The 25,505-nt window shown below is 70.0% G+C and carries 28 protein-coding genes; 25 read left to right on the plus strand and 3 right to left on the minus strand.

The genetic code is table 11. From position 1 onward, the window contains the following. Positions 1 to 26 precede the first annotated feature (26 nt). Positions 27 to 1,964: an ATP-dependent zinc metalloprotease FtsH gene (gene ftsH / locus BFN33_RS41570; RefSeq protein WP_069765414.1), complete on the plus strand. Its 1,938-nt coding sequence runs from the start codon at positions 27 to 29 to the stop codon at positions 1,962 to 1,964. A gap of 182 nt (positions 1,965 to 2,146) precedes the next feature. Here ftsH and BFN33_RS41575 read toward each other — a convergent pair whose 3' ends face one another. Next, the gene (locus BFN33_RS41575) at positions 2,147 to 3,004 is read right to left on the minus strand and encodes a class I SAM-dependent methyltransferase (RefSeq protein WP_079141305.1); all 858 of its coding nucleotides are present in this window, start codon (positions 3,002 to 3,004) and stop codon (positions 2,147 to 2,149) included. Positions 3,005 to 3,203: 199 nt separating this feature from the next. Here BFN33_RS41575 and proS point away from each other — a divergent pair, with 199 nt between their 5' ends. From proS to BFN33_RS41665, 18 genes are all read left to right on the plus strand, one after another. After that, complete coding sequence (gene proS, locus BFN33_RS41580; RefSeq protein ID WP_069765416.1) at positions 3,204 to 4,619, plus strand: proline--tRNA ligase; 1,416 nt, start codon at positions 3,204 to 3,206, stop codon at positions 4,617 to 4,619. 261 nt (positions 4,620 to 4,880) lie between these two features. After that, positions 4,881 to 5,483 (plus strand): hypothetical protein, encoded by a 603-nt coding sequence (locus BFN33_RS41585; RefSeq protein ID WP_069765417.1) that lies wholly within the window; start codon positions 4,881 to 4,883, stop codon positions 5,481 to 5,483. A 252-nt stretch (positions 5,484 to 5,735) separates the two neighbouring features. Further along, the gene (gene rpsP, locus BFN33_RS41590) at positions 5,736 to 6,155 is read left to right on the plus strand and encodes a 30S ribosomal protein S16 (protein WP_069765418.1); all 420 of its coding nucleotides are present in this window, start codon (positions 5,736 to 5,738) and stop codon (positions 6,153 to 6,155) included. A 2-nt stretch (positions 6,156 to 6,157) separates the two neighbouring features. After that, positions 6,158 to 6,397: an RNA-binding protein gene (locus BFN33_RS41595; RefSeq protein ID WP_005479813.1), complete on the plus strand. Its 240-nt coding sequence runs from the start codon at positions 6,158 to 6,160 to the stop codon at positions 6,395 to 6,397. Positions 6,398 to 6,480: 83 nt separating this feature from the next. Beyond that, on the plus strand, positions 6,481 to 7,032 hold the full coding sequence (rimM, locus tag BFN33_RS41600) for a ribosome maturation factor RimM (protein WP_069765419.1): 552 nt from the start codon (positions 6,481 to 6,483) through the stop codon (positions 7,030 to 7,032). After that, a complete protein-coding gene (trmD, locus tag BFN33_RS41605; protein ID WP_069765420.1) occupies positions 7,032 to 7,865 on the plus strand; it encodes a tRNA (guanosine(37)-N1)-methyltransferase TrmD in 834 nt (277 codons plus the stop codon). Before rimM ends, trmD begins: the two co-directional genes overlap by 1 nt. A 133-nt stretch (positions 7,866 to 7,998) precedes the next feature. Next, a complete protein-coding gene (gene rplS, locus BFN33_RS41610; protein ID WP_069765421.1) occupies positions 7,999 to 8,349 on the plus strand; it encodes a 50S ribosomal protein L19 in 351 nt (116 codons plus the stop codon). A 45-nt stretch (positions 8,350 to 8,394) separates the two neighbouring features. Continuing rightward, positions 8,395 to 9,090 carry a signal peptidase I gene (lepB, locus tag BFN33_RS41615; RefSeq protein WP_069765422.1) on the plus strand — a complete coding sequence of 232 codons (696 nt, stop codon included), beginning with the start codon at positions 8,395 to 8,397 and terminating at the stop codon, positions 9,088 to 9,090. Further along, entirely contained in the window at positions 9,083 to 10,180 is a 1,098-nt protein-coding gene (gene lepB / locus BFN33_RS41620; RefSeq protein ID WP_069765423.1) for a signal peptidase I, read from the plus strand. Before lepB (BFN33_RS41615) ends, lepB (BFN33_RS41620) begins: the two co-directional genes overlap by 8 nt. Beyond that, positions 10,068 to 11,039 (plus strand): signal peptidase I, encoded by a 972-nt coding sequence (lepB, locus tag BFN33_RS41625; protein ID WP_079141306.1) that lies wholly within the window; start codon positions 10,068 to 10,070, stop codon positions 11,037 to 11,039. The genes lepB (BFN33_RS41620) and lepB (BFN33_RS41625) overlap by 113 nt, the downstream gene beginning before the upstream one ends. 117 nt (positions 11,040 to 11,156) lie before the next feature. Continuing rightward, positions 11,157 to 11,930, plus strand: coding sequence for a signal peptidase I (lepB, locus tag BFN33_RS41630; protein ID WP_069765424.1), 774 nt, complete (start codon positions 11,157 to 11,159; stop codon positions 11,928 to 11,930). Then, complete coding sequence (locus BFN33_RS41635; RefSeq protein ID WP_069765425.1) at positions 11,920 to 12,444, plus strand: NUDIX hydrolase; 525 nt, start codon at positions 11,920 to 11,922, stop codon at positions 12,442 to 12,444. The genes lepB (BFN33_RS41630) and BFN33_RS41635 overlap by 11 nt, the downstream gene beginning before the upstream one ends. A gap of 56 nt (positions 12,445 to 12,500) precedes the next feature. After that, on the plus strand, positions 12,501 to 12,809 hold the full coding sequence (locus BFN33_RS41640) for a DUF2469 domain-containing protein (protein WP_069765426.1): 309 nt from the start codon (positions 12,501 to 12,503) through the stop codon (positions 12,807 to 12,809). 101 nt (positions 12,810 to 12,910) lie between these two features. Continuing rightward, complete coding sequence (locus tag BFN33_RS41645) at positions 12,911 to 13,273, plus strand: YraN family protein (RefSeq protein WP_069765491.1); 363 nt, start codon at positions 12,911 to 12,913, stop codon at positions 13,271 to 13,273. 1 nt (position 13,274) lies between these two features. Beyond that, the gene (locus tag BFN33_RS41650) at positions 13,275 to 14,900 is read left to right on the plus strand and encodes a YifB family Mg chelatase-like AAA ATPase (protein ID WP_069765427.1); all 1,626 of its coding nucleotides are present in this window, start codon (positions 13,275 to 13,277) and stop codon (positions 14,898 to 14,900) included. Beyond that, positions 14,897 to 16,084 (plus strand): DNA-processing protein DprA, encoded by a 1,188-nt coding sequence (gene dprA, locus BFN33_RS41655; protein WP_079141307.1) that lies wholly within the window; start codon positions 14,897 to 14,899, stop codon positions 16,082 to 16,084. Before BFN33_RS41650 ends, dprA begins: the two co-directional genes overlap by 4 nt. Positions 16,085 to 16,327: 243 nt before the next feature. Continuing rightward, positions 16,328 to 17,170: an RNA polymerase sigma factor WhiG gene (whiG, locus tag BFN33_RS41660; protein WP_057616558.1), complete on the plus strand. Its 843-nt coding sequence runs from the start codon at positions 16,328 to 16,330 to the stop codon at positions 17,168 to 17,170. A gap of 105 nt (positions 17,171 to 17,275) precedes the next feature. Continuing rightward, a complete protein-coding gene (locus tag BFN33_RS41665) occupies positions 17,276 to 17,833 on the plus strand; it encodes a TetR/AcrR family transcriptional regulator (RefSeq protein WP_069765428.1) in 558 nt (185 codons plus the stop codon). A gap of 91 nt (positions 17,834 to 17,924) precedes the next feature. Here the strand turns inward: BFN33_RS41665 and BFN33_RS41670 are convergent, their stop codons facing one another. Then, positions 17,925 to 18,497, minus strand: coding sequence for a murein hydrolase activator EnvC (locus BFN33_RS41670; protein ID WP_256123020.1), 573 nt, complete (start codon positions 18,495 to 18,497; stop codon positions 17,925 to 17,927). 272 nt (positions 18,498 to 18,769) lie between these two features. Here BFN33_RS41670 and rpsB point away from each other — a divergent pair, with 272 nt between their 5' ends. The 5 genes from rpsB to BFN33_RS41695 all read left to right on the plus strand — a co-directional run bounded on the left by rpsB (position 18,770) and on the right by BFN33_RS41695 (position 23,551). Continuing rightward, positions 18,770 to 19,720, plus strand: a complete 951-nt coding sequence (gene rpsB / locus BFN33_RS41675) for a 30S ribosomal protein S2 (RefSeq protein WP_069765430.1) — start codon at positions 18,770 to 18,772, stop codon at positions 19,718 to 19,720. A gap of 157 nt (positions 19,721 to 19,877) precedes the next feature. Continuing rightward, positions 19,878 to 20,714: a translation elongation factor Ts gene (tsf, locus tag BFN33_RS41680; protein ID WP_069765431.1), complete on the plus strand. Its 837-nt coding sequence runs from the start codon at positions 19,878 to 19,880 to the stop codon at positions 20,712 to 20,714. Positions 20,715 to 20,902: 188 nt separating this feature from the next. Further along, on the plus strand, positions 20,903 to 21,661 hold the full coding sequence (gene pyrH, locus BFN33_RS41685; protein WP_069765432.1) for a UMP kinase: 759 nt from the start codon (positions 20,903 to 20,905) through the stop codon (positions 21,659 to 21,661). 148 nt (positions 21,662 to 21,809) lie between these two features. Beyond that, positions 21,810 to 22,367: a ribosome recycling factor gene (gene frr / locus BFN33_RS41690; protein WP_057616820.1), complete on the plus strand. Its 558-nt coding sequence runs from the start codon at positions 21,810 to 21,812 to the stop codon at positions 22,365 to 22,367. Continuing rightward, on the plus strand, positions 22,367 to 23,551 hold the full coding sequence (locus tag BFN33_RS41695) for a phosphatidate cytidylyltransferase (RefSeq protein WP_069765433.1): 1,185 nt from the start codon (positions 22,367 to 22,369) through the stop codon (positions 23,549 to 23,551). Before frr ends, BFN33_RS41695 begins: the two co-directional genes overlap by 1 nt. A 190-nt stretch (positions 23,552 to 23,741) precedes the next feature. On the opposite strand, the gene BFN33_RS41700 is transcribed toward BFN33_RS41695, so the two are convergent. After that, positions 23,742 to 24,080: a carboxymuconolactone decarboxylase family protein gene (locus tag BFN33_RS41700; protein WP_069765434.1), complete on the minus strand. Its 339-nt coding sequence runs from the start codon at positions 24,078 to 24,080 to the stop codon at positions 23,742 to 23,744. A gap of 301 nt (positions 24,081 to 24,381) precedes the next feature. Between BFN33_RS41700 and rlmN the strand changes: the two genes are divergently transcribed. Further along, positions 24,382 to 25,488, plus strand: coding sequence for a 23S rRNA (adenine(2503)-C(2))-methyltransferase RlmN (rlmN, locus tag BFN33_RS41705; RefSeq protein WP_057616579.1), 1,107 nt, complete (start codon positions 24,382 to 24,384; stop codon positions 25,486 to 25,488). Positions 25,489 to 25,505 lie beyond the last annotated feature (17 nt).

Genomic DNA, 25,505 nt, shown 5'->3' on the forward strand with positions numbered 1-25,505 from the left:
CCCGAGGTCTGCCGTAACGTCCAGATATGAGCAATGCCGCTCCGGCGCGCAAAGCCCCCGACCAGCCCTGGCGCACCGAGGGCACCCCGGACGACGGACCACGGCCCCCTGGCGGGAGGCGGCCGCGCGGCCGCTGGTGGGGCCTGGCCGTCACCGCGGTCATCGTCTTCCTGCTGGTGTACGTCGGGCTGAACTACCTCGGCGGCGGCGACGAGCCGACGATCTCCTACACGGAGTTCAGCAGACAGGTCGACGCGGGCAACGTCGACAAGATCTACTCCAAGGGCGACGCGATCCAGGGCCAGCTCAAGCAGTCCCGGGACGATCCCGACGGCGGCGGCAAGTACACCACGTTCAGGACCCAGCGCCCGGCATTCGCCGACGACGCCCTCTGGCAGCACCTGAGCAGACACGACGTCACGGTGACCGCGCGACCGGTCGTGCAGCAGCGCGGTCTGCTGCCCAACCTGCTGCTCTCGCTGGTGCCGATCGTCCTCCTGGCCGCCGTGTGGATCTTCTTCGCCCGGCGGCTCGGCGGCGGGCTGGGTGGTGCGGGCGGCATGCTCGGGCGCAAGGCGCCGCCCAAGCCGGTGGGCCTGCGGCCCGGCACCCAGCGCACCACCTTCGCCGACGTGGCCGGCATCGACGAGGTCAAGGGCGAGCTGGACGACGTCGTCGACTTCCTGGAGCATCCCGACGTCTACCGCAGGATGGGCGCGAAGATGCCCCGCGGTGTGCTGCTCGCCGGTTCGCCCGGCACCGGCAAGACCCTGCTGGCGCGTGCCGTGGCGGGCGAGGCGGGCGTGCCGTTCTTCTCCGCCTCGGCCTCCGAGTTCATCGAGATGATCGTCGGAGTCGGCGCGTCCCGGGTCCGTGAGCTGTTCGCCGAGGCCCGCAAGGTGGCCCCGTCGATCATCTTCATCGACGAGATCGACACCATCGGGCGGGTCCGCAGCGGCGGCGCCTCGGTGGGCGGTCACGACGAGCGCGAGCAGACGCTGAACCAGATCCTCACCGAGATGGACGGCTTCTCGGGGTCCGAGGGCGTCGTCGTCATCGCGGCGACCAACCGCGCCGACATCCTGGACCCGGCGCTGACCCGGCCTGGCCGCTTCGACCGGGTGGTCAACGTCTCCCCGCCGGACCGCGCCGGACGCGAGGCGATCCTCGCCATCCACACCCGCGAGATCCCGCTCGCGCCCGAGGTGGACCTGGCCCGGGTGGCGCGCACGACCCCGGGCATGACAGGGGCGGATCTGGCCAATCTCGCCAACGAGGCCGCGCTGCTCGCCGTGAAGCGCAAGCAGGAGCAGGTGACGCAGTCCGACCTGTCGGAAGCCCTGGAGAAGGTGCAGCTCGGGGCGGAGCGCACGCTGGTGATGCCGGAGGAGGACCGGCGTCGTACCGCGTACCACGAGAGCGGGCACGCCCTCCTCGGCATGCTGCAGCCCGGCGCCGACCCGGTCCGCAAGGTGACGATCGTGCCGCGCGGCCGGGCGCTCGGAGTGACCATGTCGACGCCCGAGGTGGAGCGGTACGCGCTCTCCGAGGAATACCTGCGCGGCCGGATCATCGGCGCGCTCGGCGGCATGGCCGCGGAACAGGTCGTGTACGGCGTCGTCACGACCGGCGCCGAGAACGACCTCGAACAGGTCACGAACATCGCGCGCGGGATGGTCGCGCGGTGGGGGATGAGCGAGCGGGTGGGACGCCTGTCCGCCCTCCCCAGCGACGCCCAGCAGGCGTACGGCCTCGCCGCCGCACCCCAGACCCTCGATGTGATCGACAGTGAGATGCGGCGGATCGTGGACGACTGCTACGCGGAGGCCCTCCGTAAGCTCACCGAGCACCGGGGGCAGCTGAACGCGCTGGCCGAGGCCCTGCTGGCGAGCGAGACGCTGGAGGAGACGGACGCGTACCGGATCGCCGGGATCACACGGCTGAAGAAGGACACGGAGGTCTAGGGCCTGTTGCGAAAGTGGCCTCGTCGCCCGGAGGGCGGCCGCGCGGCGTTCGGTGCGTGCTCTCGGCGTGCCGCCCGGAAGGCCTCGTACTGGGCGTATTCGGGCTTTCGGGCGGTGCGGCGAGAGTGCGTGCCGGGCGTCGGACGGCAGAGGCCACTTTCGCAACAGGCCCTAGGGGAGGCCTAGGGGACCCTCGCGATCAGGTAACGGAAGACGTTCGGCATCCACACCGTGCCGTCCCGGCGCTGATACGGATGCAGGGCTTCCGTCACTTCCTTGTCCACCTGTGCCTGGTCGGTCGCCTCGATGGCCGCGTCGAAGAGCCCGGTCGACAGCAGCCCCTTGAGCGCGCTGTCGAGACCGGCGTACCCGAAGGGGCAGGACACTCGCCCCGAGCCGTCGGGCCTCAGGCCCGCCCGCTGGGCGACCTCCTCCAGGTCGTCGCGCAGGGCCGGGCGCCAACTGCCCGTGCTGCGCAGCGGATCCGCCAGCTTGGTGGCCACCCGCAGCACGGACGACGTGGCGCACCGCTCCGGCGGACCCCAGCCGACGAGCGCCACGGGCGCTCCCCGCTGGGTGAGCGGGATCGCCGAGGCGAGAAGTTCACCGAGCCCCTCCGAGTCGCCCGCGAGACACCCGATCGGCTCGAAGGCGGTCACAAGGGTGTACGGGGGAGTGCCGTCGTCGGCGGTGTCCCCGGGGGTTCCCTCGACGAGCCGGGTGCCGGCACGCGCGCGTGTGCCCCCCGTCTCCGGCAGCAGCCGCTGCCGCGCGAGCGCCAGCCGTTCCGGGCAGGACGGCTCGACACCGGCGACCGCGGCGCCTCTTGAGGACGCCATCAGCAGGGCGAGCCCGCTGCCGCAGCCGAGGCCCAACACCCGCGTCGCGGAGCCCACTTCCAGTCGCTCGTAGACGGCCTCGTACAGCGGAACCAGCATCCGCTCCTGGATCTCGGACCAGTCACGCGCGCGTGCACCGAGGTCCGCACGGGATCCCGCTCCCGTATGAGACAGGTGCTGCCGCACGAGCGTAGGTGTCATGGATAAGCGCCCCAATCCGCCGAGAGTTGTCTCTGTGCCTGATTTCGTAGCCCCCGTGACGTGCGCTCGCACTTCCCCCGTATGCCAGGTAACTCCGCACTCGACCGCTCGTCCAGAGGCAGAAGGGCCCGGTTGCCGGTTGGCATGTGCCGGGGAAAAGAATTCACATCCCGGCAATCTGCGCCCGTAACATCGCGCCATGGCAAAGGCACCTGTTCTCACACCCCGGGCGGACGACTTCCCGCGCTGGTACCAGGATCTGATCAGCAAGGCCGAACTGGCCGACAACGGTCCGGTGCGCGGCACCATGGTCATCCGACCGTACGGGTACGGACTGTGGGAGCGGATGCAGGCCGAGATGGACGCCCGCATCAAGGAGACGGGCACCCAGAACGCGTACTTCCCGCTGCTGATCCCGCAGTCGTACCTCACCCGCGAGGCCGACCATGTCGAGGGGTTCGCGCCCGAACTCGCGGTGGTCACCCACGGCGGCGGCAAGGAACTCGAGGAGCCCGCGGTCGTCCGCCCCACCTCCGAGATGATCATCAACGATTACTTCTCGAAGTGGGTGCAGAGCTACCGCGACCTGCCGCTGCTGATCAACCAGTGGGCGAACGTGGTGCGTTGGGAACTCCGGCCCCGGCTCTTCCTGCGGACGACGGAGTTCCTGTGGCAGGAGGGGCACACCGCGCACGCGACCGAGGAGGACGCGCGTGCGTTCGCCTCGCACATCCACCGGCAGGTCTACGAGGACTTCATGACCGATGTCCTCGCCATGGACGTCGTCGCCGGCCGCAAGACCGTCAAGGAGCGCTTCGCCGGGGCCGTCAACACTCTGACGCTCGAAGGCATGATGGGCGACGGCAAGGCCCTCCAGATGGCCACCAGCCACGAGTTGGGCCAGAACTTCGCCAAGGCCTTCAACACCTCGTACCTGTCCAAGGACGGCACCCAGGAACTCGTCTGGCAGACCTCCTGGGGCTCGACCACCCGCATGATCGGCGCCCTGGTGATGATGCACGGCGACGACCACGGTCTCCGCGTCCCGCCGCGGCTCGCGCAGACCCAGGTCGTCGTCCTCGCGATCAAGGGCGACGAGCCGGTTCTGGCCAAGGTCCGCGAGATCGGCGACCGGTTGAGGGCGGCGGGCATCCGCGTCCACGTCGACGACCGCACCGACACCCCCTTCGGCCGCCGCGCGGTCGACTGGGAGCTCAAGGGCGTACCGGTCCGCGTCGAGGTCGGGCCCCGTGACCTGGAGAGCGGCACCGCGATGGTGGCGCGGCGGATCCCGGGAGGCAAGCAAGCGATCGCCGTCGAGGATCTCGTACGACTGCTCCCGGCCGTCCTCGAGGAGGACCAGGCGCTGCTGCTGGCCCAGTCCCGCGAGCGCCGCGAGTCCCGTACGACCGAGGTGTCGACGTTCGGCGAAGCCGTCGAGGCCGCCGTCGCCGGCGGCTGGGCGCGGATCCCGTGGGCCACCCTCGGCGAAGAAGGCGAGGCCGGGCTGGCCGAGCACGCGGTGACCGTACGGTGTCTGGTCGCGGAGGACGGGTCGGTGCCGAGTGCCGACGACGCGCCCGGTAACGTCGCGGTCGTCGCGCGCGCTTACTGAGGCAGAGCCCTTCCGGTGCGAGAGCGGCCGAAACGCCTCTTGCGCAACTGCGGATCACAACCGCACCGGCGCGTGGACACGATCTACGCGCTGGGGCGTACCTCACACTACGCACCAGCTTGGTATGAGCTGTGAGGCTTCTCCGCAGATCAGCGCACCCGCCCTCGTCTCCACGCATCAGCGGCAACTGACGGGTACGTGCAAATTATTTGGGATGCCCCGGAATAGGAACACTGGGGCACCCCGGCTCGTTGTCATTACGTGAGCACGACACAGACACCACCTGTTCTCGCCGCAGAGCTGGCAGAGGCGTGGGCCGACATTCAGCGGTACCACCCCGAACTGCCCGACCTTGCCGCGCCAGAGTCCCTGATCGGGGAGTCGTCGTCCGCGTGCGGTCACGAACTCTCCTTCGAGCGACTGCTTCATGAGGCAGTCCACGGCATCGCCGCCGCGCGAGGCATCCGCGACACCTCCCGCGCCGGCCGCTACCACAACCGCAGATTCCTCGCGATCGCCGAGGAGATGGGCCTGGACCACCCCGAGGAGCCGCACCCGAGCAGCGGCTTCTCACTGGTCACGCTCACCCCCGAGGCAAAGCGTCGCTATCGCCCGACCATCGATCAGCTCCAGCGCGCCCTCAAGGCCCACACGGCGGCGACCTCCGCCGACACCGCCCGCTCCTTCCGGGGACCGGCGGCCCGTCACGGCTCCTCCGGAGGCGGGGTCCGGGTCAAGGCGGTCTGCGACTGCGGCCGCAATGTGAGGGTCGTCCCCTCCGTCCTGGCCCAGGCGCCGATCGTCTGCGGGGGCTGCGGCAAGCCGTTCCGCATCCCCGACGTCGTGGGCGCGGCGGCAGGCTGAGATCGCGGCTGCTCGTGGCAGTCGCGGTCGGCCGGAGGGCACCTGGCACGCCGGGTGCCCCTCAGGCATGCACGTGCGCGGCCTCGGTCCGAGGTGAGCCGCGGGGTGTGGCACAATGGCTAGCTGTACTCGACAGCCGCACAGGAACCCTCTCGCCTCCGGCTGACGCGTCCATCGGGCACTCGGGTACCGCAACCCCACGCGGCAGTCTCGCCGTGCCCAACCACGTCAAATCCAGGAGAACCCACTCCCGTGGCAGTCAAGATCAAGCTGAAGCGTCTGGGCAAGATCCGTTCGCCTCACTACCGCATCGTCGTCGCCGACTCCCGCACTCGCCGTGACGGCCGTGCGATCGAGGAGATCGGCCTGTACCACCCGGTGCAGAACCCCTCGCGCATCGAGGTCGACGCCGACCGTGTGGCGTACTGGCTCGGTGTCGGCGCACAGCCGACCGAGCCCGTGCTCGCCATCCTGAAGAAGACCGGCGACTGGCAGAAGTTCAAGGGCGAGCCCGCCCCTGCTCCGCTGCTCCAGCCGGCCGAGAAGGCCGCGCGTCCCTCGTTCGAGGCCCTTGGTGGCGACGACGAGGGCAAGGGTGAGGCCATCACCCAGAAGAAGAAGGCTGAGAAGAAGGACGAGGCTCCGGCCGAGTCCGGGTCGACCGAGGCCTGAGCATGCTCGAGGAGGCTCTCGAGCACCTCGTGAAGGGCATCGTCGACAACCCTGACGATGTGCAGGTCGCCTCGCGCGACCTGCGCCGCGGGCGCGTTCTCGAGGTCCGGGTCCACCCCGACGACCTCGGCAAGGTGATCGGCCGCAACGGCCGCACCGCGCGTGCTCTGCGCACCGTCGTGGGTGCCATCGGCGGCCGCGGTGTCCGCGTCGACCTCGTCGACGTCGACCACGTCCGCTGACGTCAAACGCAGCACCGGCTCGGGCCGGGGAGGGCCATCGGGCCGTCCCCGGCCCGTAGTCGTATGACAGGAGAGCAAGCACAGTGCAGCTGGTAGTCGCACGGATCGGCCGCGCCCACGGCATCAAGGGCGACGTCACCGTCGAGGTACGAACCGACGAGCCCGAACTCAGGCTCGCCCCCGGTGCCGTCCTGGCCACCGACCCGGCCTCCACGGGGCCGCTCACCATCGAGACCGGCCGCGTCCACAGCGGCCGTCTCCTCCTGCGCTTCGAGGGCGTGAAGGACCGCAGCGCCGCCGAAGCCCTCCGCAACACCCTCCTGATCGCCGAGGTCGATCCGGAGGAGCTGCCGGAGGAGGAGGACGAGTACTACGACCACCAGCTGATGGATCTCGACGTGGTCACCGCGGACGGCGTCGAGGTCGGCCGGATCACCGAGATCTCCCACCTGCCCTCCCAGGACCTCTTCATCGTCGAGCGGCCCGACGGCAGTGAGGTGCTGATCCCCTTCGTCGAGGAGATCGTCGCCGAGATCGACCTGGCGGAGCAGAAGGCGGTCATCACACCACCGCCCGGGCTGATCGACGACCGCGCCGAGATCGCGTCCTCCCGGGACTCCGAGGACGAGTCCTGATGCGGCTCGACGTCGTCACGATCTTCCCCGCGTACCTCGAACCCCTGAACGTCTCCCTGGTCGGCAAGGCACGCGCGCGTGGGCAGCTGGACGTGCACGTCCACGATCTGCGCGAGTGGACGCACGACCGGCACAACACCGTCGACGACACCCCGTACGGCGGCGGCCCGGGCATGGTCATGAAGACCGACCCCTGGGGGGACGCGCTGGACTGCGTGCTCGCGGACGGCTACGAGACGGGCTCCCACGCGCCCGCGCTCATCGTCCCCACCCCGAGCGGCCGCCCCTTCACCCAGGAACTCGCCGTGGAGCTCTCCGAGCGCCCCTGGCTGATCTTCACCCCGGCGCGCTACGAGGGCATCGACCGCCGGGTGATCGACGAGTACGCCACCCGCATGCCCGTCCACGAGGTGTCCATCGGCGACTACGTCCTCGCCGGCGGCGAAGCGGCCGTACTGGTGGTCACCGAGGCGGTGGCCCGGCTGCTACCCGGTGTGCTGGGCAACGCCGAATCGCACCGGGACGACTCCTTCGCGCCCGGAGCCATGGCGAACCTGCTCGAAGGCCCCGTCTACACCAAGCCGCCCGAGTGGCGCGGCCGCGGCATCCCGGACGTGCTGCTGAGCGGGCACCACGGCAAGATCGCCCGCTGGCGCCGCGACGAGGCACTCCGGCGTACGGCGGCCAACAGGCCCGACCTCATCGAGCGCTGTGACCCGGGGATCTTCGACAAGAAGGACCGCGAGATGCTCTCCATCCTGGGCTGGGCGCCGGACCCGGCGGGGGAGCCGTACGGCCGATTTTGGCGCAGGCCGGAAGGCGTGGAACAATAGGCCGCTGTTGTGCGTCGTCCGGCGTGCGCCCCTGCCACAGGGGGATACGACGCCCGCCCCGGCACGGACAGCCTCCTCACGAAACACTAACTACCGCCGATGACCTGTGGCATGGGCGAAGAAAGCAGACGAAATGTCTCACCTGCTCGACATCGTCGACTCCGCGTCGCTGCGCACCGACATCCCGGCCTTCCGCCCGGGTGACACCGTCAACGTCCACGTCCGCGTCATCGAGGGCAACCGCTCCCGTGTGCAGCAGTTCAAGGGCGTGGTGATCCGTCGCCAGGGCGCCGGTGTCCGCGAGACCTTCACGGTCCGCAAGGTCTCGTTCTCCGTCGGCGTCGAGCGCACCTTCCCGGTGCACACCCCGATCGTCGAGAAGATCGAGCTCGTCACCCGCGGTGACGTGCGTCGCGCGAAGCTGTACTACCTGCGCGAGCTCCGCGGCAAGGCCGCGAAGATCAAGGAGAAGCGCGACAACTGAGCGCTTTTCGGAGGTCACAGCGGGGCCGGATAGCATCTGGCTCCGATGGACACCGAAGCACAGCCGACGGAGCGCGACCGCTCCTCCCGCCCCGCACCAGGGGCCGTGGAGGGACGGTCGCGTTTCGCGTTGGTGTCGAGGATCACCGAAGGGCTGCCAGGGGGCCGGATCTCCCTGGCCCTGCTGCTCTGCCTGGTCTTTCTTCTGTTGATCAGTACGTTCGTGGTCAGACCATTCCAGATTCCCAGCGGATCCATGGAAAACGGATTGAGGATCGGGGACCGGGTTCTCGTAAATAGGTTGGCGTACCGTTTCGGTGCCGAGCCGCGGCGGGGAGATGTGGTCGTGTTCGACGGAACCGGGTATTTCGGGGACGGGGACTACATCAAACGCGTTGTGGGTGTGGGGGGAGACCACGTGGTCTGCTGCGACAAGGTGGGGAGGATCGAGGTGAACGGCCGGTCGGTCGACGAATCGGGCTTCCTGTACCCGGGCGACAGCCCGTCCTCGGTGTCCTTCGACGTCGAGGTGCCCGACGGCGCGCTCTTCGTCCTCGGTGACCACCGCAGCGTCTCCAGCGACTCCCGGAACCATCTGGGCTCACCGGGCGGCGGCATGATCCCCGTCGACGACGTGCTCGGACGGGCCGACTGGATCGTCTGGCCCACCGGCCACGCCACCCGTCTGCACCGTTCCGCCGCCTACGCGCGCGTGCCCGCAGCGGAGGGTGCGCATGGGTAACCGCGGCAAACCGCGCGGTGTGTCGAGTTCCGCCGCCGACAATCTGCTGCCCACCGGCGTCCGGCGTTCCGCCGGCTCCGCGGGCGGCGGCCGCTCGCGCGCGGAGCGGCGCAAGCTCCAGCGCAAGGTCAAGCGGCGCAGGAGGCGGGGCGCGGTCAAGGAGATACCCCTCCTCGTCGGCGTGGCCGTCCTCATAGCCCTGGTCCTGAAGACCTTCCTCGTCCAGGCGTTCGTGATCCCGTCCGGCTCGATGGAGCAGACGATCCGGATCGGCGACCGCGTCCTGGTCGACAAGTTCACCCCGTGGTTCGGCTCCGAGCCGCAGCGCGGGGACGTCGTCGTCTTCAAGGACCCCGGCGGCTGGCTCCAGGACGAGCAGACCACGACGAAGAAGGACGACCCCGTCGTCGTCAAGCAGGTCAAGGAGGGCCTGACCTTCATCGGCCTGCTGCCGTCCGACAACGAGAAGGACCTCATCAAGCGGGTCGTCGGGGTCGGTGGCGACCGCGTCAAGTGCTGTGACACCCAGGGGCGGGTGACCGTCAACGGCGTCCCCCTGAGCGAGACCGACTACCTCTATCCGGGAAACGCCCCCTCCACCCAGGAGTTCGACATCACCGTCCCCCAGGGACGGCTGTGGGTCATGGGGGACCACCGCGGCAACTCCGCGGACTCGCGCGCCCACCAGGACACCGACTACGGCGGCACCGTCTCCCTGGACTCGGTGGTCGGGCGGGCCATGGTCATCGCCTGGCCCTTCGGGCACATGACGACACTGAAAGAACCGAAAACTTACTCTTCCGTGGCCGACTCGGCACCAGGGACGACCTCAGGCTCCCAGGCGTCGCTTAGGGTTGCTCCCGAGGATCCGAACGAAGCGATCCAACTCCCGAGCCCTGCGGAACTCCCGCTCGTTATGGGAGTGGTGGGCCTGCGCCGAACCTGGGGCAGGCGGCGGCACAGAGTAAGGAGTTGGCGTGGGGGATGTGGCGGTTGGCGCACGATCCGGGCACGACGGCGAGGAGCACCGCGGACGCCCCGTGGAAGCAGCCGACCCGGCCGCGGACAGCGCCGTGACCTCCGGGAGTGACTCCGGGGCGACCGAGGACGGCATGGCGACGGAGGTAAAGGGAGGGGGGCCCGGCGACTCGGCCCCCAAGGCGAAGAAGCAGCGCTCCTTCTGGAAGGAGCTGCCCATCCTGGTCGGCATCGCGCTCGTACTGGCGCTGCTGATCAAGACGTTTCTGGTGCAGGCCTTCTCGATCCCGTCGGACTCGATGCAGAACACCCTCCAGGAGGGTGACCGCGTCCTGGTCGACAAGCTCACCCCGTGGTTCGGCTCCGAGCCCGAGCGCGGCGAGGTGGTCGTCTTCCACGACCCCGACAACTGGCTGGCGGGCGAGCCGACGGCGGACCCGAACGCCGTACAGACGTTCCTCTCCTGGATCGGCCTGATGCCCTCCGCCGAGGAGAAGGACCTCATCAAGCGCGTCGTCGGCGTGGGTGGTGACACGGTCTCCTGCGAGGGCACCGGCCCGCTGAAGGTCAACGGCAAGGCGCTGAGCGAGGCGTCCTACGTCTACGCGGGCAACACCCCGTGCAGCCAGGACGACCAGGGCGGCCAGTTCACGGTGAAGGTCCCCAAGGGCTACATCTGGGTGATGGGCGACCACCGGCAGAACTCCCGTGACTCGCGCTACAACCAGTCGGACAAGCACCACGGCATGGTCCCGGTCGACGACGTCGTCGGGCGCGCCGTCGTGAAGGCCTGGCCGCTCAACCGCTGGGGCACGCTGCCCAAGCCCGACACCTTCGACCAGGCCGGCATCAACAACGGGTCGTCGGCCTCCGCCGCCCTGACCGTCGCGCCGCAGGGGATCGCCCTCGTCGGTGTGGTGCCGGTGGCGTTGTGGCGGCGCAGGAGGATCACCGTGGAGCGGTCCCGCTGATCACACCTTCTTCACCGGGAGTGCCGCGCGACCTGGCGAAAGCTTTGCGGAGCGGGTGACCCCGGCCGGGGAGGAGGGGCTGCCCCGGCCGGGTACCGCCGGGTAGGGTGCGGATCCATGGGTGGCGAGAGCACTACACGTACGGCCCCGCGGAGCGGCGGCACCAGCACGGGCCCGGTGGGCGGCCGGACCGGACAGCGACTGTCCGGACTGGCCGTCGCACTGGGCCTGGTGCTGTTTCTCGGGGGATTCGCCTGGGGAGCGGTGCTGTACCGGCCGTACACCGTGCCCACCGGCTCGATGACGCCCACGATCGACGCGGGCGACCGGGTGCTGGCACAGCGCGTCGACGGCGACGAGATACGCCGGGGCGATGTCGTCGTCTTCACCGACACGAGCTGGGTGACCGGCGCCTCGGTGGTCAAGCGGGTGGTCGCGGTCGGCGGGGACACCGTCTCCTGCTGCACCGACGGGAAGCTGACCGTCAACGGTAAGAAGATCGACGAGACGTATCTCAAGGGCGGCCCGGTCGAGGACAAGTCCATCCCGACGGTGAAGGTTCCCAAGGACCGCCTGTTCCTGCTCGGCGACGAGCGTCAGGGCTCGCTGGACTCCTCCGCCCACCTCACCGACGCCGCCCAGGGCACCGTCGCGCGGTCTGCCGTGACTGCTCGGGTGGACGCTGTCGTATGGCCCTGGAAGGGCATGCTGGAGCGCCCCACCGGCTTCGAGCCGCTCGGCGCGCTCTCCTCGCCAGGACCGCTGCGTGCGATCTTCATCGTGATCCTGGCCGGCGCGGTGCTTGTGCTGGGCGGCGGGGCGTACGGGCCCGTCGCCAAGCTCTTCGGCGGACGCTCCCGCGTCCGGACGGAGACCGTCGGTGCCCGCTGATGCGCCGGCCGGGCACGACGACTCGCCCGAGGGCGGACTGCGCAAGGTGGCCCGGGTGGTCCTGCTCGACCCCGAGGACCGCATCCTGCTCCTGCACGGCCACGAGCCGGACGACCCGGCCGACGACTGGTGGTTCACACCTGGCGGCGGACTGGAGGGCGAGGAGACCCGTGAAGAGGCCGCGCTGAGGGAACTCGCCGAGGAGACCGGCATCACCGAGGTGGAACTCGGGCCGGTGCTCTGGCGGCGGACATGCTCGTTCCCGTTCGCGGGCCGTCGTTGGGACCAGGACGAGTGGTACTACCTGGCCCGTACGACGGTGACGGCCACCGGGGCCACGGCCCTGACCGAGCTCGAGCGGCGCAGTGTCGCCGGAGCGCGCTGGTGGACGTGTCAGGAACTGAGCCAGGCACATGAGACGGTGTATCCGACCAGACTCGCCGAGCTGCTGCGCAGGCTGCTCGACGAAGGTCCCCCGGCCGGGCCCGTGACCCTGGACACCGAAATCGTCTAGGGGCTGACGGGACTGGCGCACAATGGTGGGATCGCACGGCTGAAGGGGAACATGCCATGAGCGCCGAGGACCTCGAGAAGTACGAGACCGAGATGGAGCTCAAGCTCTACCGGGAGTACCGCGATGTCGTCGGTCTGTTCAAATACGTGATCGAGACCGAGCGGCGCTTCTACCTGACCAACGACTACGAGATGCAGGTGCACTCGGTCCAGGGCGAAGTGTTCTTCGAGGTGTCCATGGCGGATGCGTGGGTGTGGGACATGTATCGGCCGGCTCGCTTCGTGAAGCAGGTCCGGGTGTTGACGTTCAAGGACGTGAACATCGAGGAGTTGAACAAGAACGATCTGGAGTTGCCGGGCGGGTGACCCTTGCGGGTGACCCGGTTTTCCACAACCGGTGAGTAGTCCACCAAGATCAACTCGGTGGACGGGATTGCGTGATCGTCGACACCGGAGGTGGTGCCGACATGAACGCACGCAGTGCACTCGGCAAGTACGGCGAGAGTCTGGCAGCGAGGCGGCTGACCGAGGCCGGGATGACGGTCCTGGAGCGCAACTGGCGCTGTGGCAGGACGGGCGAGATCGACATCGTGGCGCGGGACGGCGAGGTCCTGGTCGTCTGCGAGGTCAAGACACGGCGGACGGGTGCCTTCGAGCACCCCATGGCCGCGGTGACCCCCGAGAAGGCGGAGCGCCTGCGTGGCCTCGCCGCCTGCTGGATCCACGCCCACGGAGGCGCGCCACCGGGAGGCGTCCGCATCGACCTGGTGGGCGTGGTCCTGCCGCAGCGCGGCGCGCCCGTCGTCGAGCATGCGCGGGGGGTGGCCTGAGATGGGTTTCGCTCGTACGTGCTCGGTGGCGCTGGTGGGCGTCGAGGGAGTCGTGGTCGAGGTCCAGGCGGACCTGGAGCCCGGGGTGGCGGCGTTCACGCTGGTGGGGTTGCCGGACAAGAGCTTGACGGAGAGCCGGGACCGGGTTCGGGCGGCCGTCGTGAACTCGGGTGGTGAATGGCCTCAGAAGAAGCTCACGGTGGGGCTCAGTCCCGCATCGGTGCCGAAGGCGGGTTCGGGATTCGACCTTGCGGTCGCGTGTGCCGTACTGGGTGCCTCCGAGCGGATCGACCCGCGCGTGCTCGCCGACATCGTGATGATCGGAGAGCTGGGGCTGGACGGCCGGGTGCGGCCCGTTCGAGGCATCCTGCCCGCGGTACTGGCCGCGGCGGACGCCGGTTACGAGCAGGTCGTGGTGCCGGAGTGCGCGGCCGCCGAGGCTTCGCTGGTGCCCGGGGTCTCCGTGCTCGGCGTGCGCACCCTGCGGCAGCTGATCGCGGTCCTCGCGGACGAACCGGTGCCCGACGAGGAACCCGACGAGCCGGGCCGCCCCGATCCGCTCCTGGCCGGACTGCGGGTGCCGGGCACGGGCGCCGCCACCGGCATGCACAGCTCCGGAGCCGCGCAGCAGGACCACGGTCACGACCTGGCCGACGTCGTCGGTCAGAGCTCGGCGCGGACCGCGGTGGAGGTGGCGGCGGCCGGTGGCCACCACCTGTTCCTGGAGGGCCCGCCCGGCGCGGGCAAGACGATGCTCGCCGAGCGGCTGCCCGCGGTCCTGCCCCGGCTGGCACGGGAGGAGTCGCTCGAGGTGACGGCGGTGCACTCGGTCGCGGGTCTGCTGCCACCGGGCAAGCCCCTGATCGACGTCGCCCCCTACTGCGCTCCGCACCACTCGGCCACCATGCAGGCCCTCGTCGGTGGCGGAGCCGGGGTGGCCCGTCCGGGTGCCGTCTCGCTGTCCCATCGTGGGGTGCTGTTTCTCGACGAGACACCCGAGTTCACCAGCCGGGCCCTGGACGCGCTGCGGCAGCCGTTGGAGGCGGGGCACGTGGTGATCGCGCGCAGCGCGGGCGTCGTACGGTTCCCGGCGAAGTTCCTGATGGTGCTCGCCGCCAATCCGTGCCCGTGCGGTCGCTTCTCGCAGACCGACGACTTCTGCGAGTGTCCGCCCTCGGCGATCCGGCGCTACCAGGCCCGGCTCTCCGGTCCACTGCTCGACCGGGTCGACCTGCGGGTGCAGGTGGACCGGGTCACGCGCGACCAGCTTGCCGGACGCGGTGCCCGGGGTGAGTCGACCGCCGTGGTCGCCGACCGGGTCCGGGCCGCCAGGGAAAGGGCGGCGATGCGCTTCGCCGGCACCCCGTGGCGGACCAACAGCGACGTGCCCGGGCGCGAGCTGCGGAGCCGCTGGCACGCCGTGTCCGGGGCGATGGACGAGGCCGAGCGCAATCTGGAGCGGGGCGTCCTGACCGCCCGAGGGCTCGACCGCGTCCTGCGTGTCGCCTGGACGGTCGCGGACCTCGCCGGCCACGACCGTCCGGACGCGACGGACGTCGCCCTGGCGCTGCAACTGCGCACCGGAGTGCCCCGGGGAGTGCCCTTGGCCATCGGGGCGCTGACATGACCGGCGACGGTATGACCCGCGACGGTATGACCGGCGACGAACCCGACGGCGAGCTGCTCGACCGTGTCTTTCTGGCTCGGGTCGTCGAGCCCGGGGACGAGGTCGGGGGGCGGTGGATCCGGGAGTGGGGTGTGGCGGAGGTGGCCTCGCGGTTGCGGGGGTCCGGGGAGCCGTTGCCCGGGATGACTGAGAAGCGGTGGAGCGGGTTGCGGGCCAGGGCTCGGGTGGCCGACCCCCGCCGGGATCTGGCGGTCGCGTACGAGGCCGGTGCGCGCTTCGTCGTCCCCGGGAGCGCCGAGTGGCCGGGGCAGCTCGACGATCTCGGAGACGCGCGGCCGATCGGACTGTGGGTGCGGGGGCTGCCCAGCCTGCGGATGTGGGCGTTGCGGTCCGTCGCCCTCGTGGGGGCCCGCGCCTGTACCGAGTACGGGGCTCACATGGCGGCCACCCTCGGCACCGGGCTCGCCGAGCGTGGCTGGGTCGTCGTGTCGGGCGGGGCGTACGGGGTCGACGGCGCCGCCCACCGTGGTGCTCTCGGTGCGGGCGGCGCCACCGTGGCGGTCCTGGCCTGCGGGGTCGACCGGCCCTACCCACGCGGACATACCCAGTTGATCAACAGGATCGCGGAACAGGGGCTGGTGATCGGGGAGTTGCCGCCCGGCGATCATCCGACGCCCAGCAGGTTCGTGCTGCGCAACAGGGTGATCGCGGCTCTCACCCGGGGCACCGTGGTCGTCGAGGCCGCCCTCCGCAGCGGCTCGCTGGTCACCGCCCGCGCGGCACAGCGGTTGGGCCGTCACACGATAGGAGTGCCCGGGCCGGCCACCAGCAGCCTGTCGGCCGGAGTGCACGAGCTGCTGCGCGGGGACGCCGCGCTGGTCACGGACGCGGCGGAAGTCGTTGAGCTGGTCGGCGACATGGGGGAGCTGGCTCCGGACCGGCGCGGGCCCGTGCTGCCGCGCGATCTGCTGGCCCCTGCGGCACGCAGGGTGCTGTCCGCGCTGCCCGGCCGACGGGAGGCCGGTGTGGAGGAGATCGCGCGCGGTGCGCAGACGACGCGGGACGACGCCGTCGCGAGACTGTACGAACTCCGTGCACTGGGTTACGTCGAACGACACGGCGACAGCTGGAAGTTGACACGCCAGGCGATGACCTCCGTCCGAGGCGGTCGCGGCCCGTGCTGACCGAGCGTGTTCGGCCGTCCGGGCGAAGCCCGAAACCCTTGTGATTTACCGCAGTTGGAGTGTTCTGGTGATCACACAGGGTGACAGTCATGCCCCGGGGGAGCGGTCAGCGGAACGCATCTGCGCATGCACCCGGCCACGTTGTTTGCGCACTGCGACTCTTCAGTCACGCTACGCTCACGGGGATTCCGACGCACTTCACGTACATCGCGTACTTCACGGCAGAACGGCACAAGGCGACGAATGCCCCAGCACACCTCCGGGTCCGACCGGGCGGCGATCCCCCCAGCCGCCCGTGACGGTGGCAGCGTGCGGCCGCCCGCTCCCTCGACGCTCGACGAGCTGTGGCGGTCGTACAAGGCGACGGGGGACGAGCGGCTGCGTGAGCAGCTGATCCTGCACTACTCGCCGCTCGTGAAGTACGTGGCCGGGCGGGTGAGCGTCGGGCTGCCGCCCAATGTCGAGCAGGCGGACTTCGTGTCCTCGGGGGTCTTCGGGCTCATCGACGCGATCGAGAAGTTCGACATCGACCGGGAGATCAAGTTCGAGACGTACGCGATCACCCGGATCCGGGGAGCGATGATCGACGAACTGCGGGCGCTGGACTGGATCCCGCGGTCGGTGCGGCAGAAGGCGCGCAACGTCGAGCGGGCCTACGCGACGCTGGAGGCACGGCTCAGGCGGACGCCCACGGAGGGGGAGGTCGCCGGCGAGCTGGGGATCGCGGTCGACGATCTCCATGCGGTCTTCAGCCAGTTGTCGCTGGCCAACGTGGTGGCGCTGGAGGAGCTGCTGCACGTCGGCGGCGAGGGCGGCGACCGGCTGAGCCTCATGGACACCCTGGAGGACACCGCCGCGGACAACCCCGTGGAGGTCGCCGAGGACCGGGAGCTCAGACGGTTCTTGGCGCGGGCCATCAACACCCTGCCCGAGCGCGAGAAGACCGTCGTCACCCTGTACTACTACGAGGGGCTCACCCTCGCGGAGATCGGGAACGTCCTGGGCGTGACCGAGAGCCGGGTCAGTCAGATCCACACCAAGTCCGTGCTGCAACTGCGGGCCAAGCTGGCCAGTTTCGGTCGCTGACCTGGCCGAACGGCGTCTCGGTCACGGCCGGCCGGGTGGAGTGACTCCCGTCCGCGGTGGTGCGTCCGTACAGTGGTTGACGTGCCAAGGATTCGAGCGGCCTCCGTGGCCGAGCACCGGTCGATGCAGCGAGCCGCCCTGCTGGACGCGGCTCGCTCTCTGCTGTCCGAGGGCGGGACGGAGGCGCTGACCTTCCCGGCTCTCGCCGAGCGGACGGGGCTCGCGCGCTCGTCCGTGTACGAGTACTTCCGGTCACGGGCCGCCGTCGTCGAGGAACTGTGCGCCGTCGACTTCCCTGTCTGGGCCGCGGAGGTCTCGGCGGCGATGGACGCGGCGGAGGACCCCGCGGCCAGGGTCGAGGCGTATGTGCGGCAGCAGCTGGCGCTGGTGGGGGACCGGCGGCACCGGGCTGTCGTGGCCATCTCCGCGAGTGAGCTGGACGCGGGAGCCCGGGAGAAGATCCGGGCGGCGCACGGCGGGCTGGTGGCGATGATCGTCGAGGCGCTCGGCGAGATGGGACATGAAGAGCCCCGGCTGGCGGCGATGTTGGTGCAGGGGGTGGTGGACGCGGCCGTGCGGAGGATCGAGCTGGGGGCCGCGGAGGAGCCGCCCGTGATCACCGAGGCCGCGGTTTCCATGGCGCTGCGGGGTGTGCGGGGCTGACGCCGGGTGGGCGTGGCTTCGCCTGCCCGCTCCTGCGGCGTGCCGCCCCCGTGGGTCGGGAGCCGGCCCGAGCGGCTGCTGCCCGCGGTCATCAGGGCAGCGGGACGTCCAGTACCGGAAGCAGTCTCGACGGACCCCTGCGCAGCAGCCACGGCGGGAGCAGCGACAGCGGATCCAGGTAGGCCTCGCCCCTGCGCAGGCCCCAGTGCACGCATGCGGTCGTGCAGTGGGAGCCCGTCGGTTCGACCGCGCCCACCACCTCGCCCGCCGCCACCTCTGCGCCCTTCTCCACCGACGCCGTCACCGGTTCGTAGGTCGTTCGAAGGTCCGTTCCCGTCAGTTCCACCGAGACCACCCCCTTGCCCGCCACCCGCCCCGCGAAGGACACCCGGCCCGGCGCCACCGCTCGTACCGGGCTTCCGGGAGGGGCCGCCAGGTCCACGCCCCGGTGGCCACGGCCGTACACCGTCGCCGGGGGCTCCCAGCCGCGCAGAACCGTCGGACGGGCGCCCACGGGCCAGCTGCGGCCGATCGCCGGGACCGACGTGTCCGTGGCCGCCGGGGTGAGAAAGGCCGGCCGGGGTGTGGACGTCGGCGCCGTCAACAGCAGCACAAACCCCAGCACCAGCCACGTACCGCATCGCCCGTATCGCTTCGCTCGCATGCGGAAACCGTCCCGCATCCGCCCCCGCCAAGGCCGGGACCTGTGGACTACTCCCGGGTTGTGGACATCGGCGTCACCCGGTACCTCGCGGGTCCCGTACACTTCTTCTGGCGATCCGGGTCACCGGGTCGACTTCGCACGCCCCGACATCAGGCCCTCACAGAGCCGGTGTCAGCGCCTCTCGGTCCCTAGTGGCAAGGCGCATCGCGGGCGTCAGGCGCGAGTGCCATCCGGCGCGCGCGGCACAACCGAGAACACCAAGGAGAACGGCCATGGCCGTCGTCACGATGCGGGAGCTGCTGGAAAGCGGCGTCCACTTCGGTCACCAGACCCGTCGTTGGAACCCGAAGATGAAGCGGTTCATCTTCACGGAGCGCAACGGCATCTACATCATCGACCTGCTCCAGTCGCTGTCGTACATCGACCGCGCCTACGAGTTCGTCAAGGAGACCGTCGCCCACGGCGGCACGGTCATGTTCGTCGGCACGAAGAAGCAGGCGCAGGAGGCCATCGCCGAGCAGGCCACCCGCGTCGGCATGCCCTACGTCAACCAGCGCTGGCTGGGCGGCATGCTCACCAACTTCTCGACCGTCTACAAGCGTCTGCAGCGCCTCAAGGAGCTCGAGCAGATCGACTTCGAGGACGTCGCCGCGTCGGGTCTGACCAAGAAGGAGCTTCTCGTGCTCTCGCGCGAGAAGGCCAAGCTGGAGAAGACCCTCGGTGGTATCCGCGAGATGCAGAAGGTGCCCAGCGCCGTCTGGATCGTGGACACCAAGAAGGAGCACATCGCGGTCGGCGAGGCCCGGAAGCTCAACATCCCGGTCGTCGCCATCCTCGACACCAACTGCGACCCCGACGAGGTCGACTACAAGATCCCGGGCAACGACGACGCGATCCGCTCCGTCACCCTGCTCACCCGCGTGATCGCCGACGCCGTCGCCGAGGGGCTCATCTCCCGCTCGCGCGTCGCCACCGGTGACAAGGGCGAGAAGGCCGCGGGCGAGCCGCTCGCCGAGTGGGAGCGCGACCTGCTCGAGGGTGGCGAGAAGAAGGCCGAGGAGGCTCCCGCCGAGGCCGCTCCGGCCGCGGAGGCCACCGAGGCTCCTGCTGCCGAGGCCCCCGCCGCCGAGACCGAGGCCCCGGCCGAGGCCCCGGTTGAGGCGCCCGCTGCCGAGGCTCCCGCCGCCGAGGCCGCTCCGGCCGCGGACGCCGAGCAGGCCTGATCCGTCAGCGTCAGGGGTGACGGCGGGAGCGGGGGCATGAACTCCGCTCCCGCCGTTCACCCGTAGGTCAGCGGAGAGTCGGCGGCCCCGGCTACATAGGGGCCGTAGACCCCGTAGATCTTCGATCTTCCAGACTTCGAGAAAGATTCACAGACTCATGGCGAACTACACCGCCGCCGACGTCAAGAAGCTCCGTGAGCTCACGGGCGCCGGCATGATGGACTGCAAGAAGGCGCTGGACGAGGCCGCGGGCGACGTCGAGAAGGCTGTCGAGGCGCTTCGGATCAAGGGCCAGAAGGGCGTCGCCAAGCGCGAGGGCCGCTCCGCCGAGAACGGCGCCGTGGTCTCGATCATCGCCGACGACAACTCCTCCGGCGTCCTCGTCGAGCTCAAGTGCGAGACGGACTTCGTCGCCAAGGGCGAGAAGTTCCAGTCCGTCGCCAACACGATCGCCGAGCACGTCGCCAAGACCTCCCCGGCCGACCTGGAGGCGCTGCTCGCCTCCGAGATCGAGGCCGGCAAGACCGTCCAGGCGTTCGTGGACGAGGCCAACGCCAACCTGGGCGAGAAGATCGTCCTGGACCGCTTCGCGGTGTTCGCCGACGGCTTCGTGACGGCGTACATGCACCGCACGATGCCCGACCTGCCCCCGCAGATCGGTGTCCTCGTCGAGCTGGACAAGCCCAACGCCGAGGTCGCGCGCGGTGTCGCCCAGCACATCGCCGCCTTCGCGCCGAAGTACCTCTCCAAGGAGGACGTGCCGGCCGAGGTCGTCGAGTCCGAGCGTCGCGTCGCCGAGGAGACCACCCGCGCCGAGGGCAAGCCCGAGGCCGCCCTGCCGAAGATCGTCGAGGGTCGCCTCAACGGCTTCTTCAAGGACGCCACGCTGCTCGGTCAGCCGTACGCGCTCGACAACAAGAAGTCGGTCCAGAAGGTTCTGGACGAGGCCGGTGTCACCCTGAAGCGCTTCACGCGCATCAAGGTCGGCATCTGAGTCCGTACCGCGAGCGACGCGCGGGCCCTATAGGGTCGTCAGCAGTCGTCCGGTACGCCGCCACGCACGCGCGTGGCGGACGACAGCAGATCTGACGAGGAGGCCATTGCCGCGCATGGGATGCGAACCAGTTCCCACCGGCAATGGCCTTCTTCGTATGTGCAACAGGTGAAAGAGGCGGGATCCCCATGACCACCAAGGCCCAGAAGAGCGACGACGGCAAAGTGCGCGGCCGGTTTCTGCTGAAGCTGTCCGGAGAGGCGTTCGCCGGTGGCGGGGGCCTGGGTGTGGACCCCGACGTGGTGCACAAGATCGCCCGTGAGATCGCCGCCGTCGTCCGGGACGGCGCCGAGATCGCCGTCGTCATCGGTGGCGGCAACTTCTTCCGAGGTGCCGAACTCCAGCAGCGCGGCATGGACCGCGCCCGTTCGGACTACATGGGCATGCTCGGCACCGTGATGAACTGCCTCGCCCTCCAGGACTTCCTGGAGAAGGAGGGCATCCAGTCCCGGGTGCAGACCGCCATCACCATGGGCCAGGTCGCCGAGCCGTACATCCCGCTGCGTGCCGTGCGCCACCTGGAGAAGGGCCGCGTGGTCATCTTCGGCGCCGGTATGGGCATGCCGTACTTCTCCACCGACACCACCGCCGCCCAGCGCGCCCTGGAGATCGACGCCGAGGCGCTGCTCATGGGCAAGAACGGCGTGGACGGGGTCTACGACTCCGACCCGAAGACCAACCCCGACGCGGTCAAGTTCGACGCCCTCGGATACGGCGAGGTCATCACCCGTGACCTGAAGGTCGCCGACGCCACCGCCGTCACACTGTGCCGCGACAACAAGCTTCCGATCCTGGTGTTCGAGCTCCTGGCGGAGGGCAATATCGCCCGCGCCGTCAAGGGTGAGAAGATCGGCACGCTTGTGGGTGACCAGGACAGCCGGGACTGACCCCGGGATACACCCGGTCCCTGACCGGGGGATGGACAATGTCCTGCCGGTCGGGAACCGTGCAGGAAGAAGACGCGACGCAGCCGGCCGCCGCCCCCACGCACATGGAACAGCAGCCGGGCCTACTCAAGACACGCAGGAGCAAGTGGTGATCGAAGAGACCCTCCTCGAGGCCGAGGAGAAGATGGAGAAGGCCGTCGTGGTCGCCAAGGAGGACTTCGCCGCGATCCGCACCGGGCGTGCGCACCCGGCGATGTTCAACAAGATCGTGGCCGACTACTACGGCGCGCCGACGCCGATCAACCAGCTGGCTTCGTTCTCCGTGCCGGAGCCGCGCATGGCCGTGGTGACCCCGTTCGACAAGACCGCCCTGCGCAACATCGAACAGGCGATCCGCGACTCCGACCTGGGCGTCAACCCGAGCAACGACGGCAACATCATCCGGGTGGTGTTCCCCGAGCTCACCGAGGAGCGCCGCCGCGACTACATCAAGGTCGCCAAGGCCAAGGCCGAGGACTCGCGCGTGTCCATCCGCTCGGTCCGCCGCAAGGCCAAGGACGCGATCGACAAGCTCGTCAAGGACGGCGAGGTCGGCGAGGACGAGGGCCGCCGTGCGGAGAAGGAGCTCGACGACGCGACGCACAAGTACGTCGCCCAGGTGGACGAGCTCCTCAAGCACAAGGAAGCTGAGCTTCTCGAGGTCTGATGAACGACTCTTCCTGGGGAACGCCGCCCCACGCCGGGTACTGGGGGCCGTCCGACCAGGGGCCTGCCCAGGGGGCTGCCCCGGCGGGTCCCACGTACGATGCGCATGACGCGCAGCACACTCGGCCCATGCCCATCGTGCCCGACGGACCCGCTGAACCTCGGTACGGCGGCGACCAGGATGACGACCGGGGGGCCGCTCGGCTGAGCGGTCCCCTGTTCCGGGACGAGCAGTTCCGGGACGAGGCGTTCCGGAACGACAGGTTCCGCGACGAGACCACGTCGGCGCAGCCCTACGCGGCAGCGCCGCAGAAGCAGAATCCGGAGCCCATGCCCGACTCCTCGCAGCCGGCGCCCGCGCCGCAGAAGAAGAGCGCGGGGCGGGATCTGGGTGCCGCCATAGGGGTCGGCGTCGGACTCGGTGCGGTGATCATCGCGTCGCTGTTCTTCGTCAAGGCCGCGTTCGTCGGCGTGATAGCGGTCGCCGTCGTCGTGGGTCTGTGGGAGCTGACCAGCAGGCTTCAGGAGCGCAAGGGCATCAAGGCGCCGCTCGTGCCGCTGGCGCTCGGCGGGGCCGCGATGGTCGTCACGGGGTACGTCAGGGGCGCCGAGGGGGCGTGGGTCGCCATGGCGCTCACGGCACTCGCCGTCCTGGTCTGGCGGATGACGGAACCACCGGAGGGCTACCTCAAGGACGTCACGGCGGGCGTCTTCGCGGCGTTCTACGTGCCGTTCCTGGCCACGTTCGTCGCGATGATGCTGACGGCCGAGGACGGGGCGGCCCGGGTACTGATGTTCCTGCTCCTGACCGTCGTCAGCGACACCGGCGCGTACGCCGTCGGCTGGCGCTTCGGCACCCACAAGCTCGCGCCGCGCATCAGCCCCGGCAAGACCCGCGAGGGCCTTGCCGGGGCGGTGCTGTTCGCGATGGTGGCGGGCGCGCTGTGCATGCAGTTCCTGATCGACGACGGCACCTGGTGGCAGGGCCTGCTCCTCGGCCTCGCGGTCGCGGCCAGCGCGACGCTGGGTGACCTCGGCGAGTCGATGATCAAGCGGGACCTCGGCATCAAGGACATGGGCACACTGCTGCCGGGCCACGGCGGCATCATGGACCGCCTGGACTCCCTCCTGCCGACGGCTCCGGTGGTGTGGCTGCTCCTGGTGCTGTTCGTGGGCTCCGGCTGACTCAGTCCGCTTGTACGACTTTCCCGGCCCCCGTCCTCTTCAGGGCGGGGGCCGCGTCGTCGCTCGAGCAGCGGGCGCCGGCCATGTCGCTCCGCCGCTGATCGTCACGTCACGGCGGCTGCCCAAGCTGAGGGCACGGCCGGTCAGGGGCGTCGTAGCGTCAGGGTCAGGTGGATCTCGACGATCGACCTCAGCTCCCGGCCTTGACCCCCGCCGCGGTCTCGGCGTCGGCCACCGCGATGGCGATGCCGAGCGCTGCGGCGAGGTTGCCCGCCGCCGTCATCACGCGGGCGGTGCCCACGATGGGAGCGATGGCGACCAGGACGTCCTGCACCTGGGCGGCGGTCAGGTTGGCCCTGAGCGCGGGATCGATGTGGGCGACGTAGGAGATGGGAGGCGCGTCCGAGGCCGCGAGCGCAGCGATGCGGGTCAGGATGAGCGTGTCCGGGGGAAGACCGCACCGCTCGAGGGAGTCGATGGTCATGGCGGCGAGGGTGTCCAGGACAGGGGTGTCGGATGCGGTGGACATACGGAGTGCCTCCTAGGGCGCTGATGACCCCGAGATGGTGTGCGGCGGAGGCGGACGGAAACGGGCATCCGCAGGCGCCGCGTCCTCCCTCAACCGTAGAAGCCTTCCGGGCATCGCGCGCGGGAAGCCCGCTCCCTGTCCCGCAGGCACCCGATGCGTTGACCGGCGTCGCCGACCCGACTCCTGGGCCGTCCCCGGCCCCGCGAGGTCGAACAACGCTGACAAATGCCATCCACAGGTGACCACCCCCACCCCCCTCCGGCCTGGGCCACCAGAGTTGATCTGCCACACTGGAAGGGTTATGCCTGCACCCGGAGAACTCACTTTCGTCGCCCCCCGCGGAGCCAAGAAGCCGCCGCGGCACCTTGCCGATCTCACGCCCGCCGAGCGCAAGGAGGTCGTGGCGGGGATCGGGGAGAAGCCGTTTCGCGCCAAGCAGCTCTCGCAGCACTACTTCGCGCGGTACGCGCACGACCCGGCGGAGTGGACCGACATCCCGGCCGGGGCGCGTGGAAAGCTCCAGGAGGCGTTGCTTCCCGAGCTCATGACCGTCGTACGGCATCTGTCGACCGACCAGGGGACCACGCGCAAGACGCTGTGGCGGCTGTTCGACGGGACGCTCGTTGAGTCGGTGCTGATGCGGTATCCGGACCGGGTGACCATGTGCATCAGCTCGCAGGCGGGCTGCGGCATGAACTGCCCCTTCTGCGCCACCGGGCAGGCGGGGCTCGACCGCAATCTGTCGACCGCCGAGATCGTGCATCAGATCGTGGACGGGATGCGGGCGCTCCGGGACGGAGAGGTGCCGGGCGGACCCGCGCGGCTCTCCAACATCGTCTTCATGGGGATGGGCGAACCGCTCGCCAACTACAAGCGGGTCGTCGGCTCCATTCGCGCGCTCACCGATCCCGCGCCCGACGGGCTCGGTCTCTCCCAGCGCGGCATCACCGTGTCGACCGTGGGGCTCGTGCCCGCCATCCACCGGTTCTCCGACGAGGGCTTCAAGTGCCGGCTCGCGATCTCCCTGCACGCGCCCGACGACGAACTGCGCGACACCCTCGTCCCCGTGAACACGCGGTGGAAGGTGCGCGAAGTGCTCGACGCCGGGTTCGAGTACGTCGAGAAGTCGGGGCGGCGCCTGTCCATCGAGTACGCGCTGATCCGCGACATCAACGACCAGGCCTGGCGCGGTGACCGGCTCGGCCGCCTGCTCAAGGGCAAGCCGGTGCACGTCAACCTGATCCCGCTGAACCCCACTCCCGGGTCCAAGTGGACCGCCTCCCGGCCCGAGGACGAGAAGGCCTTCGTCGAGGCCATCGCCGCCCATGGTGTGCCGGTGACGGTCCGGGACACCCGTGGACAGGAGATCGACGGGGCCTGTGGTCAGCTCGCGGCCACCGAGCGGTAGTCTGACGGACGTACGTA

This window comes from Streptomyces sp. LUP47B, assembly GCF_001746295.1.
GTDB lineage: Bacteria > Actinomycetota > Actinomycetes > Streptomycetales > Streptomycetaceae > Streptomyces.